At 67.2% G+C, this 17,369-nt stretch carries 10 protein-coding genes and 1 tRNA gene; 8 read left to right on the top strand and 3 right to left on the bottom strand.

The window, feature by feature from the left end; all coding sequences use genetic code 11:
• The first annotated feature begins 372 nt into the window (after window positions 1-372).
• Window positions 373-849: an FKBP-type peptidyl-prolyl cis-trans isomerase gene (locus QVN30_RS02440; protein WP_087201274.1), complete on the top strand. Its 477-nt coding sequence runs from the start codon at window positions 373-375 to the stop codon at window positions 847-849.
• Window positions 842-1,630 carry a ferredoxin family protein gene (locus QVN30_RS02445; RefSeq protein ID WP_289835302.1) on the top strand — a complete coding sequence of 263 codons (789 nt, stop codon included), beginning with the start codon at window positions 842-844 and terminating at the stop codon, window positions 1,628-1,630. Before QVN30_RS02440 ends, QVN30_RS02445 begins: the two co-directional genes overlap by 8 nt.
• A gap of 157 nt (window positions 1,631-1,787) precedes the next feature.
• On the opposite strand, the gene QVN30_RS02450 is transcribed toward QVN30_RS02445, so the two are convergent.
• Complete coding sequence (locus QVN30_RS02450) at window positions 1,788-2,330, bottom strand: biotin transporter BioY (protein ID WP_289835305.1); 543 nt, start codon at window positions 2,328-2,330, stop codon at window positions 1,788-1,790.
• 142 nt (window positions 2,331-2,472) lie between these two features.
• Here QVN30_RS02450 and QVN30_RS02455 point away from each other — a divergent pair.
• Window positions 2,473-2,549, top strand: a tRNA-Glu gene (locus QVN30_RS02455).
• Between the two features lie 270 nt (window positions 2,550-2,819).
• On the opposite strand, the gene QVN30_RS02460 is transcribed toward QVN30_RS02455, so the two are convergent.
• The gene (locus QVN30_RS02460; RefSeq protein WP_289835307.1) at window positions 2,820-3,518 is read right to left on the bottom strand and encodes a TIGR00266 family protein; all 699 of its coding nucleotides are present in this window, start codon (window positions 3,516-3,518) and stop codon (window positions 2,820-2,822) included.
• A 387-nt stretch (window positions 3,519-3,905) separates the two neighbouring features.
• Window positions 3,906-6,002: a glutamine synthetase III family protein gene (locus QVN30_RS02465; protein ID WP_204563687.1), complete on the bottom strand. Its 2,097-nt coding sequence runs from the start codon at window positions 6,000-6,002 to the stop codon at window positions 3,906-3,908.
• Between the two features lie 408 nt (window positions 6,003-6,410).
• On the opposite strand from QVN30_RS02465, the gene gltB reads away from it, so the two are divergent.
• The 5 genes from gltB to QVN30_RS02490 all read left to right on the top strand — a co-directional run bounded on the left by gltB (window position 6,411) and on the right by QVN30_RS02490 (window position 17,283).
• Window positions 6,411-11,054 carry a glutamate synthase large subunit gene (gltB, locus tag QVN30_RS02470; protein WP_289835309.1) on the top strand — a complete coding sequence of 1,548 codons (4,644 nt, stop codon included), beginning with the start codon at window positions 6,411-6,413 and terminating at the stop codon, window positions 11,052-11,054.
• Window positions 11,047-12,540 carry a glutamate synthase subunit beta gene (locus QVN30_RS02475; protein WP_289835311.1) on the top strand — a complete coding sequence of 498 codons (1,494 nt, stop codon included), beginning with the start codon at window positions 11,047-11,049 and terminating at the stop codon, window positions 12,538-12,540. Before gltB ends, QVN30_RS02475 begins: the two co-directional genes overlap by 8 nt.
• Window positions 12,541-13,072: 532 nt before the next feature.
• Complete coding sequence (locus tag QVN30_RS02480) at window positions 13,073-13,948, top strand: methylenetetrahydrofolate reductase (protein WP_289835312.1); 876 nt, start codon at window positions 13,073-13,075, stop codon at window positions 13,946-13,948.
• The gene (locus QVN30_RS02485; protein WP_289835313.1) at window positions 13,948-14,748 is read left to right on the top strand and encodes a hypothetical protein; all 801 of its coding nucleotides are present in this window, start codon (window positions 13,948-13,950) and stop codon (window positions 14,746-14,748) included. Before QVN30_RS02480 ends, QVN30_RS02485 begins: the two co-directional genes overlap by 1 nt.
• Before the next feature lie 24 nt (window positions 14,749-14,772).
• The gene (locus tag QVN30_RS02490; RefSeq protein WP_289835315.1) at window positions 14,773-17,283 is read left to right on the top strand and encodes a homocysteine S-methyltransferase family protein; all 2,511 of its coding nucleotides are present in this window, start codon (window positions 14,773-14,775) and stop codon (window positions 17,281-17,283) included.
• Window positions 17,284-17,369: the final 86 nt, after the last annotated feature.

The raw sequence follows: 17,369 nt of genomic DNA on the forward strand, positions 1-17,369 counted from the left end.
AATGGCCAGAGGCTTTTGCGCCCACGAGACTCCATGAAAAACAGTGAATACGAGTTTGTCATTGTTTTTGAGTGACATTTCTTCACAGGCGCCGCACCCCTCAGCATTTGCCCAGTTGAATCCTGCGGAAATGCTAGAGGCTATGCGGTTACTGGGCAAAGCTGCCTCAAAAACAGTGACAAACTCGGCCTCGCCCAAATCGCGAGCTTGCCAGTTGCGCTAACTTCCGCATTATTTTGCATATTCATGGTAGGAATATGCAATCTTCTGCATGTATCCACATCTGAGCAAAAATACCCCATCCCAAAAAGTGCCACCGCACGTGATAGAGTTGGTATGTTTGCACATCCACACCGAGTCAAGGCGGTATCTGTGGCCGATTATTCGCTCAAGCACGTGGTGACCGTTCACTATACAGGCAGCTTCGATGACGGCGAGGTGTTCGACACCACGCGCGGGCGCACGCCGCTCACCTATGTCGAGGGCAACCACGAGGTCGTCCCCGGGTTTGAGGCCGCGGTGCTCTCCATGCAGCCGGGCCAGACCAAAAAGGTTCATCTCGAGCCCAAAGACGCCTACGGCGAGCGCAGCGCCGCCCTCGTGTACTACATGCCGACCATCCAAATCCCCAATTACGAGGACCTGGTGCCCGGCGAGATGATCTACCTCATGAACTCCGACGGCTACCAGCAGCTCGCGCGCGTCGTGAAGGTTGAAGACGACGGAGACACCGTGTTCGATTTCAACCATCCCATGGCAGGCTGCGCGCTCAACTTCGAGCTCGAGCTGCTCAGCCGCGAGCCGTACCTTCCCGATACGGAAAAGAAGGAGGATCGCGCCGATGCGTAATCCCCAACAAGGCGTCCTGTGCGCAGGATGCCCCCACCGCGCGGCCTATGTGGCCATCAAGGAGGCCACGCGTCGCATCCGCGGCCGTGTGATCTGCGGAAACATCGGATGCGCGGCCGTGGGGCACGTGCACCCCGCCGCCGCGACCTGCCCGGGCGGCATGGAGAAGCTCCTCCCCCGCTATATCCAGGACGTGCCCTCGGGCGCACCTGAGGAGCCGGCGGCGCCCCTGTGCGTGCACATCGTGCTCGACACGGATTTTGCTGCCGACGATGCCGCAGCAAACCTTACCGGCCTTGCCGGGGAAGGCACGTCGACCATCCTCGCTGTCATGGCGTCGAGCTGGGACCATCTCGAGCGCGCGGCCATCGAGAGGCTGGGCGCCAAGACGCTCGAGGTCGGTGCGGAAGATGCGGCGGTCCTCGATCCGTTCGACATCGAGCGCACGGTCGAGGTGCTGCGCGAACAGGCCGCAACACCCGGCGTCCATGCCGCGATCTTCGCCTCCCCCTGCGCGCAGCTGCAGCGCCCGGCCGCCCTCGAGCCCGTCGAAGTCGACCGCTACATGTGCGTCGGCTGCCATCGCTGCTTCCAGATTACCGCGTGCCCCGCGCTCGCGTTCAAGCCCCCCGCGTATGAGGTCGATGCGGACGCATGCGCCGGCTGCGACCTGTGTTGCGGCTTCTGCCCCAACCAGGTGATCTACACGCCGCGCGCTCGCCTGTCTATCGAGGAGCGCGCCGCCGCGCGCTATGAAGCCGCGCGCCAGGCGAGAGACTGATCTGCCCCTGCAGCATCAAGGGCGCGCCCGAAGGACGCCGGCAGCAGAAGGGCGATGACCGCAGGCATCCTTCCTGCAACCGCATCCGCAAAACGAAAAAGCGCGGCGAGCAGAGTGCCCGCCGCGCTTTTGCGACCGATTGGCGGAAGACCCGCCGCTATGCATGCGAGCGGATGACGCCCAGAGCCCTAGCGACCGTGCGTCCGATGCTCGTACCGACCGCCAGTTTCATGAGGTCGAACACCACGAACGGCAGAACCGCCGCGACAAGCGCGGGCACGAGCCCCATGGACCCGACGATCATGAGCTGAGCGGTGCCGCAGGCATACGAGATGAGCAGCATCACGATATCGGCGATGACGACCTGAGCGAACTGGGGAACGCGATCGGGAAGCACGGATTTGACCGAGGTGCCCGCAATGGTTCCGATCAGAAAGCCCCACAGGAATCCGCCCGTCATGCCGGCGATCTGCCCGATGCCGCTCCCGAAACCGGAGAAGACGGGCAGGCCGACCGCACCGAGAAGCAGGTACACCGCAACCGCTGCACAGGCCCCCTTGCGATCCAGGATGGCCGGAAGCATGGCCAGGGCCATCGTCTGCAACGTGAACGGAACCGGACCGAAGCTCACCGTAATCCACGCAGACACCGAAAGCAGCGCGACCGCAACGCCGACGCGCGCAATCTGACGAGCATCCATATGAACTCTCCTATCGAAAACAAGCTGTTCAACACTGCCAGTATACCGGGGCCGACGCGCGGAAGCGGCGCATTCGTGTGTTCGCCGTGTTCTATCCCCCGCTATGCTCAACAGCTCTATTTCTGCTATACTTCTTTCCGCTGTCCCCATCGTCTAGCGGCCTAGGACGTCGCCCTTTCAAGGCGAAGATCACGGGTTCGAATCCCGTTGGGGGCACCATTGACGAATGAAGCCCGGTCTTCGTCTCGGAAGCCGGGCTTTTTGCTGCCCCGGCGCCGGGATTCGAACCCGCTGGGGTCGCGAGGCTGCGGAAACGCGCGAGCGTTTCCCAGCGAGCGTGCGAGGGGCCCGCAGGGCCCCGAAGCCGCGGACGCCGCAGGCGACCGCGAATCCCGTTGGGGGCACCATTGACGAATGAAGCCCGGTCTCCGTCTCGGAAGCCGGGCTTTTTGCCGCCTCGGGCCCCCGTTCCAAAAGTGCCAGGTGCGCCTAGTTGGAAGGCGAGGGCAGGTAGGGATGCAGCGCCTGCGCCAGGTTTCCCAGGTTGCGCGTCTGGATGTAGACGCGGCCGGAGCCCGTGAAGGTGTTGACCAGGCCCTCGCCCGTCGTGAAGCCGAACATGCCGCTCGCGACCTCGATGCGGTAGTCGAGACCGGCGTCCCATGCCACCACGTGCTCGTTGTCCACGGTCAGCGGCGTGCCGGGCACCACGTCAAGCGCGAGGATGTCGCCGAACGCGGAGACCAGCACGGAGCCGGAGCCGCTCATCTCCATGACGAACAGGCCGCCCGTGTTACCGAAAAACGCCTTCGAGATGCCCTGGTTCACCATGGTGCTCTCGACGCTGTTGTCGCACGCAAGAAACGCTCCGGTGTTCAGGCAGTACTGGCGGTCGGCATCGACGACCAGCTCGACGATCTTTCCCGGAATGGGCGGAGCAATCGCGATCTCGCCCTTGTCACCCGTGCCGGTGGCGGTGGTGATGAACATCGATTCGCCGCTCGTGATGCTGCGCCCGATCGCGCCCAAAACCCCGCCGAGCCCTTTCTTCTTCGAATTGAGCCCGCCGCTGATCTCAACGTCGCGCGAGTAGACCATGCTGCCCGACTCCATCTTGACCGACCCCCCGTATCCGAGCGCGATACGGGCGATAGGGCAATCGGAGTCACCGGATAATACGAACCTCATAGGAGCCTCCCTCGCTCTCCCGGCGCATGCATCAGCGCACGCACCGCACCCCCCCCAGTATAGCGGCGCACCCCAGCGCACACGGCCGCGCCGCGCATGCCATCCGGCGCAAAACGAACGTCAACCGCGCGCTCCGTTCATGAAGACCTCTGGTAGACCATCGTGGATACGGCGGGATGTCGGAGGTCTTCGTCTTGGAATCATTCGGCATCGCGATAGGGCCCTCTCAGCACGCCGTATCTACGGTGGTCCAGCAGAGATTCATGAAAAAGCGCCGCCCTAAACGCAGCGATCCTGCGCAAACGTGAAAACCCTCCCCGGTAATTCATGAATTACCGGGGAGGGTTTCGCAGCGCGGTTTACGCCAACTCGGCTACAGTCGACAGCCTACACGTAGAACAGGATCTCGTCGTAGGTCGGAACGGGCCAGTAGTCGGCGGCCACGATCTCCTCCATGGCGTCGACGGCGGCGCGCAGGCGGTTCATGGCGGGAATGACCTCGTGCGCGTAGCAGTTGGCCTGCTCCTGCGCGTCGACGAGCCCCTCGGCCTTCTGGTGCAGCGCGTCGAGCGCCTTGATGGACTCGTTGATCTCGGTGATGCCGGCGCACAGCTTGTTGAGCGTGTTCTGCTCACAGGTCATCGCCGCCTCCGCGCCGGCGGAACGGATGATCTCGAGACCCTTGGCGACCTTGGTCGCGTAGGCGGAGATGGCGGGACGGTAGGTGCGGCGTGCCTCGCGGATCATCGTCGTGGCCTCGATGTTCATGAGCTTGTTGTACTTCTCGACCTTGACCTCGTAGCGGCTGAAGGCCTCCGTCTCGGACAGCACGCCCATGCCGACCCACAGCGCGAGATTCTTCTCGGACACCATCATCGGCAGCGCGTCGGCCGTGGTGCGCAGGTTGGCCAGACCGCGGCGCTCCGCCTCCTTCTGCCACTCGTCGGAGTAGCCGTCGCCGGAGAACAGGATGCGTCGGTGCTCGTTGAGCGTCTTCTTGCAGTACTCGAGCGCGGCGGCGGCGAACTCGTCCTCAGGCGTGCCCTCGAGCGCGTCGGCGAACTCCTTCAACGACTCGGCGACCGCGGTGTCGAGCACCAGGTTGGCGTCGCTCGGATTGGCCTCGGAGCCGACCGCGCGGAACTCGAACTTGTTGCCCGTGAAGGCGAACGGCGAGGTGCGGTTGCGGTCGGTGTTGTCCTGCTCGAGGTTGGGCAGCACGTCGGCGCCCAGGTCGAGCACGCCGTGCGTGGCGTGGACGGACGCCTTGCCGTCCATGATCTTCTGGACGACCTCGGTGAGCTGGTCGCCCAAGAAGATGGACACGATCGCCGGAGGCGCCTCGTTGGCGCCCAGACGGTGGTCGTTGCCGCAGCTCGCCACGGACATGCGCAGCAGGTCCTGATACTTGTCGACCGCCTCGATCACCGCGGTGAGGAAGACCACGAACTGCAGGTTCTCGAGCGGGGTGTCACCGGGATCCATGAGGTTCTCGTCCTCGGTACCGATGGACCAGTTGTTGTGCTTGCCCGAGCCGTTGATGCCCTCGAACGGCTTCTCGTGCAGAAGGCAGGTGAGGTCGAAGCTCGACGCCACGAGCTTCATCTTCTCCATGACGAGCATGTTGTTGTCGATGCCCTCGTTGAGCTCGGTGTACACGGGCGCGAGCTCGTGCTGGCAGGGAGCGACCTCGTTGTGCTTGGTCTTGGCGGGAATGCCGAGCGCCCACAGCTCGTCGTCGAGCGCCTTCATGTACTTGGACACGCTCGGGCGGATGGCGCCGAAGTAGTGTTCCTCGAGCTCCTGGCCCTTGCAGGGCGGGGCGCCGAAGAGGGTGCGGCCGCAGATGACCAGGTCGCGGCGCCTGCGGTAGGCGTCCTTCTTGATCAGGAAGTACTCCTGCTCAAGGCCGACGTTGGGCACGACGTGCTTGGGGTGCTTGCCGAACAGCGCGAGCACGCGCTTGGCCTGCGTGTCGAGCACCTTCATGGAGCGCAGAAGCGGGGTCTTCTTGTCGAGGGCCTCGCCGTTGTAACCGCAAAACGCCGTGGGGATGCACAGCACCTCGTCCTTGATGAACGCGGGGCTCGTGGGGTCCCACGCGGTGTAGCCGCGGGCCTCGAAGGTGGCACGCAGGCCGCCGTTGGGGAAACTCGAGGCGTCGGGCTCACCCTGGATAAGGTTCTTGCCGGTGAACTTGGTGATGGCGGTGCCGTCGTGGTTGGGTTCGAGGAAGCTGTCGTGCTTCTCGGACGTGATTCCCGAAAGAGGTTGGAACCAATGCGCGAAATGGGTGGCGCCGTTCTCGATCGCCCACTCCTTCATGGCGTGCGCGACGGCGTTGGCCACGTCAAGGTCGAGCGGCGCGCCCTGATCCATCGTGGCGGCAAGGCGTTTGTAGATGTCCTTCGGCAGACGCTTGCGCATCACGTCCTCCGAAAAGACCATGGTACCGAATCGACTGGTAAGCTCGGTATCGGCCATAGGGGCTCCCTTCGTATGACGCCGGGTTCGTGCTACCGGCGTTTTGTCCCAACGAACGAATTGTAGATTACAGGCAGCGGATTTCGAGGCAATTTCATACGGGTTGCCGCATTGATACAGTCCTATGACCGTTTGAAGACGGCCGCGCGGGCCGAAACGCGACGCCCCCGACGCCGGACGATTCGCTCTCTGTGCGTCGTTTTCCCAGCTCATATGGTGTGTAGAAAGAAAACGTCGGCGTGAGCCGCGCGATACGACCCCATTTTGTAGCCAAATCGAAACCGCACGGAAACCTCCGGGAAAACCGGCTGCAACCGCACCCGCCTACCATAAATCGCCGCACCCGCGCCGCGCACGCGCGCCCGGTGTGCAATCGCCCCCTGTCTTGGACATCGCATGGGAGGATATATGAACCATCAGACCCTCTACCGGCCGCAGTTCGAGCACGACGCCTGCGGCATCGGCGCGCTCGCGGCCATCGACGGCACGAGAAGCCACCAGATACTCGACGACGCGCTCTCGGTGCTCGTCAACCTCGAGCACCGAGGCGGCACGGGCCTCGAGCGCAACACGGGAGACGGAGCGGGCATCCTGTTCCAGATCCCCCACCGATTCTTCCGCAAGGAGGCCCAGCGCTGCGGCCAGCTGCTGCCCGCCGAGGGCGACTACGGCGTGGCCATGCTCTTCCTGCCGCAGGACGATCATGGCGTGAGGGCGGCCGAGCGGGCCTTCGAGGAGGGCTGCGCGCAGGAGGGGATCCCCGTGCTGTTCTGGCGCGACGTGCCGGTCGACGCGCACGACCTGGGCGAGACGGCGCGTGCGTGCATGCCCACCATCAAGCAGGCGTTCCTCGGCCGTCCCGACGACGTCGAGCGCGGCGACGCGTTCGAGCGCCGCCTGTACGTGTGCCGCCGCGTGATCGAGAAGCGCGCCGACGCCGAGCACGCGCTCGAGGGCAAGATCTTCTATATCTGCTCCATGAGCGCACGCACCATCGTGTACAAGGGCATGCTCGTGGCCACGCAGATGCGCCGCTTCTTCACCGACCTGAACGACGCCGCCGTGAAGACCTCCGTGGCGCTCGTCCACTCGCGCTACTCCACCAACACCACGCCCAGCTGGGAGCGCGCGCACCCCAACCGCCTCATCATCCATAACGGCGAGATCAACACCCTGAAAGGCAACGTCAACTGGATCCGCGCGCGCGAACCGAACCTGTACTCCCCCATCTTCCAAGACGAGCTCGAGCGCGTGCTGCCCATCATCAACCGCGAGGGCTCCGATTCCGCCATCCTGGACAACGTCCTCGAGTTTTTGGTGATGAACGGCCGACCGCTCACGCGCGCCGTCTCGCTGCTCATGCCCGAGCCATGGGACCGCAACGACGAGCTCTCGCCGGCGCGTCGCGCCTACGACGCCTACCAGTCGATGCTCATGGAGCCCTGGGACGGCCCGGCGGCCATCGCATTCACCGACGGGCGCACGCTGGGCGCCGCGCTCGACCGCAACGGCCTGCGCCCCGCGCGCTACATCGTCACGCGCGACGACAGGTTCCTGCTGTGCTCCGAGGTCGGCGCGCTCGAGATCGATCCCGCCAACGTGCTCACGAGCGGATGCTTGGGCCCGGGCGAGATGCTCGAGGTCGACCTCGAGCGGGGGCGCATCCGCTACAACGACGAGATCCGCAACGGATACGCCAAGCTCAAGCCCTTCTCGGACTGGATCTCGGACGAGACGCTCTCGCTTGGCGACCTCGACATCCGCGACGCCCGCGGCGCGGCGGGAGCCGACATCGACGCGGCGGGAAGCGACCTCGTGCCCCGCGCCGAGGACGCCGCGCGCTACGGCCACCACTGGGACGACATCAACGAGGTGCTGCGCCCCATGGCATCCACCGGCTCCACCCCGCTCGCATCGATGGGCATCGACGCGCCGCTCGCCTGCCTCTCGCTCAAGACGCGATCGTTTTTCGATTACTTCTTCCAGCTGTTCGCGCAGGTCACGAACCCTCCCATCGACGCGCTGCGCGAGCGTCTCGTGACCTCGACCGTGCTGTATCTGGGCAATCACGGCAACCTGCTCGAGGACTGCCGCGCCTCCTGCCGCCTCATCCGGCTCGACGCGCCCCTGCTCACGCGCGAGGGGTTCCGCCGCATCTGCGACGTCGACCGCGCCGGCTTCGAGGCGCGCACGTTCGTCGCCAAGTACCGGCGCGACGACGCGCCCGGCGCGCTCGAGCGCACCCTGGAGAGCCTGAGCGCGAGCGTGATCGACGCGGTGCGCGGAGGCGTGAACATCGTCGTCCTGTCCGACCGCACCGAGCGCGACGAGGTGCCCGTCCCGTCGCTCCTCGCGGTGGGCGCCGTGCACAACGCCCTCATGCGCGCCGGCCTGCGCACGTTCGCCGACATCGTCGTCGAATGCGGCGACGCGCTGTCCGCGCACGACTTCTCGGCGCTCATCTCCTATTCGGCCAGCGGCATCTACCCCTACATGGCGCACGGCCTCGTGGCCCGCATGGCGCAGGAGGGCGACCTTGCGGCAGCGGACGGGCATGCGCTCGACGCGGACGAGGCGATCGCCAACTACAACCGCGCCGCCGTCGCGGGCATCGTGTCCATCATGTCCAAGATGGGCATCTCAACGGTGCAAAGCTACCATTCCGCGCAGATCTTCGAGGCCGTCGGCCTGGACGAGGGCCTGGTGGAGCGCTATTTCGCCGGCACCGTCTCGCGCGTCGGCGGCCTGGGTATCCGCGATGTCGAGCGCGAGCTCGATGAGCGCTTCGACGCCGCGCGCGCCCTGCGCACCTCGCCGGCGCCCGGCGCGCTGCCGAGCCTCGGCCTCACCATGTGGCGCCCGGTCGGCGGCGAGGACCACCTCATCGACCCCGATACCATCTACCTGCTGCAGCAGGCCGTGCGCTCGGATTCCTACGACACGTTTCTCGCCTACAGCGAGCACCTCAGGCGTCCAGGGCGCGCGGTACGTCTGCGCGACCTCATGGACTTCGACTTCTCCGCACGCACGCCGGTGCCCCTCGACGAGGTGGAGGACGCGCGCAGCATCGTCACGCGCTTCAACACCGGCGCCATGAGCTACGGGTCCATCAGCCAGGAGGCGCACGAGTGCATGGCCATCGCCATGAACCGGCTGCACGGCCGCTCGAACTCCGGCGAGGGCGGAGAGGATCCGCGGCGCGAGGACCTGCTCCCGAACGGCGACTCGGCCTGCTCCGCCATCAAGCAGGTGGCAAGCGGCCGGTTCGGCGTGACGAGCCGCTACCTCTCCTCGGCGCGCGAGCTGCAGATCAAGATGGCCCAGGGCGCCAAGCCCGGCGAGGGCGGACACCTGCCGGGCAAAAAGGTGTACCCCTGGATCGCGCGGGTGCGCCAGTCCACCCCGGGCATCGGGCTCATCTCGCCCCCGCCGCATCATGACATCTACTCCATCGAGGACCTCGCCGAGCTCATCTTCGACCTCAAGTGCGCAAACCCCGATGCCCGCGTGAGCGTCAAGCTCGTCTCCGAGGCGGGCGTGGGCACCATCGCCACCGGCGTCGCCAAGGGCGCCGCCGACAAGATCCTCATCTCCGGGCACAACGGCGGCTCGGGCGCCGCCCCGCGCGATTCCATCTGGCATGCGGGCCTGCCGCTCGAGCTGGGACTCGCCGAGACGCAGCAGACGCTCGTGCGCAACGGCCTGCGCTCCCGCGTGGTGCTCGAGGCGGACGGCAAGCTCATGGACGGCACCGACGTGGCGGTCGCCTGCCTTCTGGGCGCCGAGGAGTTCGGCTTCGCGACCATGCCGCTGATCGCCATGGGCTGCCTCATGCAGCGCGACTGCCACCAGGACACCTGCCCGGCGGGCATCGCCACGCAGAACTGCCGCCTGCGCCACCGCTTCGCCGGAAAGCCCGAGCACGTGGAGAGCTTCATGCTGTTCGTGGCCGAGCAGCTGCGCGAGGTCATGGCGCGCCTGGGCTTCCGCACCGTCGATGAGATGGTGGGCCACCCCGAGTGCCTGCGCCAGGTCGCGGCCCCGGGCAACTGGAAAAGCGAGCTGGTCGATCTGTCCTGCGTGCTCGCGCCCGCCGTCTGCGAGTTCGGCTCGACGATCCCGGGTGCGGACGGGGTGCACTTCATGCCCTCGATGGCCGCCGACGTGCAGCTCGAGCGCACGCTCGACGCCACGCTGTTCGTCCCCTACACCGCCGGCGCGCGCCGCCATCTGCGCCCCTTGCGCTTCCATGCCGACATCGCCAACGTCAACCGGTGCGTGGGCACCATGCTCGGGCACGCCGTCACCGCCGCCCATCCCGACGGACTCCCCGACGGGCTCATCACCATCGACTGCACGGGTTCCGCGGGCCAGAGCTTCGCGGCGTTCCTCCCGAAGGGCGTCGAGCTCAACGTCGAGGGCGACGCGAACGACTACTTCGGCAAGGGGCTCTCGGGAGGCACCGTGTCGGTCCGCCCGGCCGAGACGGCGAGCTACAAGTTCGACGAGAACATCATCGTGGGAAACGTTGCCTTCATGGGGGCGACCGGCGGGCGCGGCTTTGTGAACGGACGCGCTGGCCAGCGCTTCTGCGTGCGCAACTCCGGCGCGACCGTGGTGGTCGAGGGCGTAGGCGCCCACGGCTGCGAGTACATGACGGGCGGCACCGTGCTCATCCTGGGCGAGGTGGGGGCGAACTTCGCCGCCGGCATGACGGGCGGCGTGGCCTTCGTCTACGACGAGTACCGCACGCTCGCTTCCCACTGCAACCAGGACACGGTGGCGCTGCGCACGCCGAGCGAGCAGGAGCTCGCCGCCATCCGCGAGCTGATCGTGGCCCACGTGCGCGCCACGCAAAGCCCGCTGGGCATCAAGATGCTCTACCGCTTCGACGCGATCGCGGCGCACTTCGTGAAGGTGGTGCCCGTGGAGTACGAGCGCGTGATGGAGATCGTGAAAGACGCGGAGCGCGACGGCGCGACGCATGAGGAGGCGCTCGAGACGGCCTTCGAGGTCGTGACGGGGGCCAAGGAGGTGAAGCGCCATGGGTAAGCCGGGAGCGTTTCTCGCACACGGACGCAAGGTGCACGAGCTGCGCCCGGCCGCAGAGCGCGTGCACGACTACGACGAGCTCTACCGGGAGCTCGACTGCGGCGAGCGCCGCGTGCAGGCAAGCCGCTGCATGATGTGCGGCGTCGCCTTCTGCCAGGCGGGCCATCCCTTTGGACGGGCGCGCTCGAGCGGCTGCCCGCTGCACAACCTCATCCCCGAGTGGAACGACCTCGTGTGGCGCGGGCGCTGGCGCGAGGCGGCCGAGCGCCTGGCGCTCACGAGCCCGCTGCCCGAGTTCACGAGCCGGGTCTGCCCAGCCCCCTGCGAGGCGGCCTGCAACCTGGGATCTGTCGAGGGCGAACCCACGGCGATCCACGACACCGAGCGCGCCATCTCCGATTGGGAGTGGGAGCACGGCGGGCCCGCCGCCTTTGACGCGGCGGGCCCGGACGCGCCGTACGTCGCCGTCGTGGGATCTGGCCCTGCAGGTCTCGCCTGCGCCTGGGAGCTCGCGCGCCTCGGCGTCCGCGCGACGGTCGTCGAGCGCTCCGACCGTCCGGGCGGCCTGCTCATGTACGGCATCCCCAACATGAAGCTCCCGAAGGACATCGTGGAGCGCCGATGCGCGCTCATGGAGGAGCGCGGCATCTCCTTCATGCTGAACACCGACGCGGCGGATCCCGCCGTCGCCGCCGAGCTCGCCTCCGCGTTCGACGCCGTCGTCATCGCCTGCGGCGCGGGCGCCGCGCGCACGCTCGACGTCCCCGGCATCGACGCGGCGGGCGTGACGATGGCCGTCGACTACCTCACCTCCTCCACCCGCGCCGTCCTCGACAAGGCCGCGCCCGCCATCGACGCCCGCGGCCTCGACGTCGTGGTCATCGGAGGCGGCGACACGGGCAACGACTGCGTGGGCACCGCCGTCCGCCAGGGCGCGCGCAGCGTCCGTCAGCTCGAGGTCATGCCCGAGCCGCCCGAGCAGCGCGACCCGGGCAACCCCTGGCCCGAATGGCCCAACGTCAAGAAGACCGACTACGGCCAACAGGAGGCGATCGAGCTCATGGGCGGCGAGATGCGCTCATGGTCCGTGGACACGCGCGCCGTGCTCGCCGACGACGACGGGCGGGTCCGCGCGCTTAGGATCGTCGATGTCGACTGGTCGGAAGGCTCGCCGGCGCCCGTCGCGGCGACCGAGCGCGAGCTGCCCGCTCAGCTCGTCCTCATCGCCTGCGGGTTCACCGGCCCCCAGCGCAGCGTGGTGGAGGCGCTGGGCGCGACCGTGCCCGAACCCGGCGCCGGCAGGCAGCTGCCCGTCATGGCCGAGGCCGGAAGCCATCGCTGCGTGTGCGCGGCGGGGACCGTCGAGCCCGCGCACGGCGTATGGGCCTGCGGCGATGCCCGGTCCGGCGCATCGCTCGTGGTCAACGCCATCGCCGACGGCGTCGCCTGCGCCCGCGAGGTCACCGACGCCCTGGGCGCCCGCTAGCGCCATGTGAACGCACCCCCAAGCCCGCGTCCGCGGCCCGGCTTGGGGGTGCAAATCGGGGGACGTACCTGTTGCGTGCACTCATGCATGTCGGGGACGTACCTGTTACGTGCATTTTTGCAAATCGGGGACGTACCTTGGGGGTGCATTTTCGAATCCGCAGGTACGTCTCATATGCTTTTCTGCATACAGCATGCAAATCGAAGGAAGTATCTGCCGCGTGCGCTCGTGCAAATCGGGGGACGTACCTTCTTCATGCATTTCTGTACCCCCCCAACAGGTACGTCCCATATGCATTTCTGCACCCACAGGTACGTCCTATATACACTAATAAATACAACAGATACATCCTTGATATGCGCTAGTGCACGCAACAGGTACGTCCCCGATTTGCAAAAATGCACGCGGCAGGTACGTCCCCCGATTTGCACCACCGTGAACAACGCGTTTCGGCGCGAACGGTGCTGCCGCAACACGTGCGCGCGGTGTATGATGCCTCTTCAATGCATCAAGCTGCACAAGGGGGAGCACCATGAAAATCGACCAGATATTCGCCGATGCGCGCACGGCCGGCGCCCAGCCCGTCTCGTTCGAGATGTTTCCCCCCAAAGGCGAGCTCACGCTCGAGCGCGCCCGCGAGGTCGCCGCGCAGTTCGCCACGGATGAACCCGATTTCATCAGCGTGACCTACTCCGCCGGCGGCTCGGGCAACTCCGCCGCCACCGCGCGCATCGCCTCGATGATCTCCACGGAGTTCGGCATCCCGACCGTCGCGCACCTCACCTGCATCTCGCTCACGCACGACACGCTCGCCGAAAAGATCTCCGAGTTCCGCGCCGCGGGCGTGGAGAACGTGCTGGCGCTGCGCGGCGACCTGCCGGCGGGGATGTCCGAGGCGGAGGCGGGCGACATCGCCTTCCCCTACGCGAAGGACCTCATCCCGGCGCTGGTGGACGCCGGCTTCTGCGTGGGCGGAGCAGCCTATCCCGAAGGGCATCTGACCTGCGACGACCTGCCGACTTCGGTCAAGCACCTCAAGCAGAAGCAGGATGCGGGCGCGGGCTTTTTCGTCACGCAGCTGTTTTTCGACAACGACTACTTCTACCGCTTCCTCGAACTCGCCGACGCGGCGGGCATCACCGTCCCCATCACGGCGGGCATCATGCCGTTCATGAGCAAGCAACAGATCACCCGCATGGTCTTCACCTGCGCCGCCTCGCTGCCCTCCCCCGTCATCAAGATCCTCGCGCGCTACGAGGACGACCCCGAGAGCCTGCGCCAGGCGGGCATCGAATACGCATGCCGCCAGCTGGAGGACCTGAAGGCGCACGGCGCCGAGGGCCTGCACGTCTACACGATGAACCGACCCGACGTCGCCCGCGCGTGCATGAGCGCGCTGCGCATCTGATGGCGGGCACGGACCGCACGGACGCCGCGAGCGCCCAGAAGGCAGCCGGCCTCTCCCTGCTGGCGGGTCCCGTCCTGTACCGACCGGATGCCGCAGGGGAGCTTCGCATCGACCGCGCCGAGATGCTGCGGTACCTGGGCCATGCGGGGCAAAAGGTCGATGGCGAGCTCTCGGAGCGCATCGAGGGCATCGCGCGCGAGGTCGAGCAGACGGTCGACCCCCATGGCGTCATCCAGGCGTTTCCCGTCGATGCGACCGGCGTCGACGAGGCGGGGATGCCGTGCATCCGCCTGACGGGAACCACGATCGAGCTGCGCGGCCGAGATATCTTCCGGCACCTGAAAGACGCATCCGCCTGCGCGGTGGTCGCATGCACGCTCGGCATGGGCACCGAGCGGCGTCTGCGCCTGCTGAGCGGCCAGCGCCCGCTCGATGCCGCCCTCTACGATGCCGCCGCCTCAGCATACGTGGAGTCGGCCGTCGACGCCATGGAGCATATCGTGCGCCGCGAGGCCGCAGCAGCGGGACGCGCCTGCACCTGGCGCTTCTCGTGCGGCTACGGCGACTGCCCGCTCGCCGCCCAAGACGCCATCGTGGCCAGCCTCAACGCCGGCCGCCTGATCGGCCTCACGACCACGCCGACCCACCTGCTGCTCCCCTCGAAGAGCGTGACGGCGCTCATCGGCATCATCGACGGGAAGGACGCGGCCGAACGAAGCGGCGAGCGCCCCTCGTGCGCCATCTGCCGCCTGCGCGGCAACTGCGCGTTTCGCGCCCACGGAACAACCTGCTACGCATGACACACACCCGACCCGGAGTCCCACATGAACTATTCGCTCGACACCACCGCACCCGTCACCGCAGCGCTTCAGGCAGGCCAGGCCTTTAGACCGCATGCCGCAGCCTACGCAGACGATGCGCTCGCCCGCGTGCTCGCGGGATCGAGGCACCTGCTGTTCGACGGCGGCATGGGCACCATGCTGCAGGCGGCGGGCCTTGCGGCCGGGGAGCTGCCCGAGCTGCTGAACCTTTCGGACCCTGACGCCATCACGGCAATCCACGCGGCCTACGTCGCCGCCGGCAGCGAGGTCGTGACCACCAACACGTTCGGCGCCAACGCCCTCAAGCTCAAGGATGCCGCGAGCGTTGAGGAGATCTTCTCGGCGGGCGTCCGCTGCGCCCGCGCATCCGGCGCGCGCTACGTTGCGGCCGATATCGGACCACTCGGCACGCTCATGCGCCCCATGGGCACGCTCTCGTTCGACGAGGCGTACCGCCTGTTCACCCAGCAGGTGCGCGCCGCCGTGGATGCGGGCGCCGACCTGTTCATCATCGAGACGATGACCGATCTCGCCGAGATCCGAGCCGCTGTGCTCGCCGCGCGCGAGAACTCCGAGCTCCCCATCTTCGCCACCATGACCTTCGAGGAGGATGGGCGCACCTTCCTGGGCACCTCCCCCGAGGCGGCCGCCATCACGCTCGACGCCCTGGGCGCCGACGTCGTCGGCATCAACTGCTCGCTCGGCCCCGCCGAGCTGCGCCCGCTCGCGCGCCGCATGCTCGCCGTCACGGAGAAGCCCGTCATGGTGCAGGCCAACGCGGGCCTTCCGCGCACGGAGGGCGGCAGGACCGTCTACGACATCGATCCTGAGGCCTACGCCGCCGCGGTGGCGGACATGGTGGACGACGGCGTCGCCGTCATCGGCGGCTGCTGCGGCACCACCCCCGACTACATCGGGCTGCTCGCCGACCTGATCGCGGACCGCGTGCCCGCGCCGCGCGCCGTCGAGCGCGCCCTCACGGTCACCAGCGCGCAGTCCGTCGTGACCCTGCCGCGCAGCAGCCGGCGCATCGCGGTCATCGGCGAGCGCATCAACCCCACGGGCAAAAAGCGCCTCCAGCAGGCGCTGCGCGACGGCAACGTGGACTATGTCGTGGGACAGGGCATCAGCCAGCAGGAGCAGGGCGCCGACATCCTCGACGTCAACGTCGGCCTGCCCGACATCGACGAGGTCGAGACGCTCCCCCGCATCTGCGAGCAGCTCTCCGCGTCGACGCTCCTACCGCTGCAGATCGACTCGACCGACCCGCGCGCCATCGAGGCCGCCGTGCGCCGCTATGCCGGCAAGCCGATCATCAACTCGGTGAACGGCACGCGCGAAAGCCTCGACGCCGTGCTGCCCATCGCCGCCCACTACGGCGCGAACATCATCGGCCTCACCCTCGACGAGGCGGGGATCCCCGCCACCGCCGAGCAGCGCGCGGCCATCGCCGAGCGCATCGTCGACGAGGCGGCGCGCTACGGCATCGGACGCGAGCGCATCCTCATCGACTGCCTGGTGATGACCGCCTCGACCAACCAGGCGCAGGCGCTCGAGATCCTGCGTGCCGTCACGCTCGTCCGCGAGCGCTTGGGCGTCGCGTGCACGCTCGGCGTCTCGAACATCAGCTTCGGGCTGCCCGCCCGCGAGGTGCTGAACGCGACGTTTCTGTCCGCCGCGTTCGGCGCGGGCCTGGACGCCCCCATCATGAATCCGGGATCCGAGCGTTACATGGACGCCGTCCGCGCGTTCCGCGTGCTGAACGCCGAAGACGAGGGCTCGACGGCATATATCGACCACTTCGCAGGATGGACCGACCCCTACAAGGCGGGCGCATCCCCTGTCGGCGGCGCCGCGGCGCCAAGGCCCACCGTCGACACCGAGAGCGGCGACGCCATCCGCAGGCTCATCCTCACCGGCCGCAAAGGCGAAATGGCGGCGGCAACCGAGAAGCTCCTGGAGACCACCGACGCGCTCGAGCTGATCAACCGGCGCTTCATCCCCGCCCTCGACGAGGTGGGCGTCCTGTTCGAGCAGGGCACCTACTTCCTGCCGCAGCTCATGGCATCCGCCGAGGCCGCGCGCGTGGGCTTCGACACCATCCGCGCGCACATGGGCTCCGGCACGATCGCCGACAAGGGCGCCATCTGCCTCGCGACCGTCAAGGGCGACATCCACGACATCGGCAAGAACATCGTCAAGATGCTGCTCGACAACTACGGCTTCACCGTGTTCGACCTGGGGCGCGACGTCGACCCGAACGAGATCGTCAAGACCGTGAAGGAGCGACGCATCCGCCTGGTGGGCCTGTCGGCGCTCATGACCACCACGGTCAAGAACATGGAGGAGACCATCAGGCTGCTGCGCGCCGAGGTACCCGACATCAAGGTGCTCGTGGGCGGCGCGGTCCTCACGCCCGAATACGCCGCGCGCATCGGGGCCGACTACTACGCCAAAGACGCCGCCGAGACCGCCCGCATCGCCGAGGAGGTCCTTGGCGGCAGGCGCTCGTGAAACGCCGATCGAAGCCTTCCGCACCTGTCGACACGGTATAGAGCGGAAGGCTCGAGCGACCCCGCCCGAATCGCCTCCCCGTGAAA

Origin of the sequence: Collinsella ihumii (genome assembly GCF_030385545.1) — a bacterium.
Taxonomy (GTDB): domain Bacteria; phylum Actinomycetota; class Coriobacteriia; order Coriobacteriales; family Coriobacteriaceae; genus Collinsella; species Collinsella ihumii.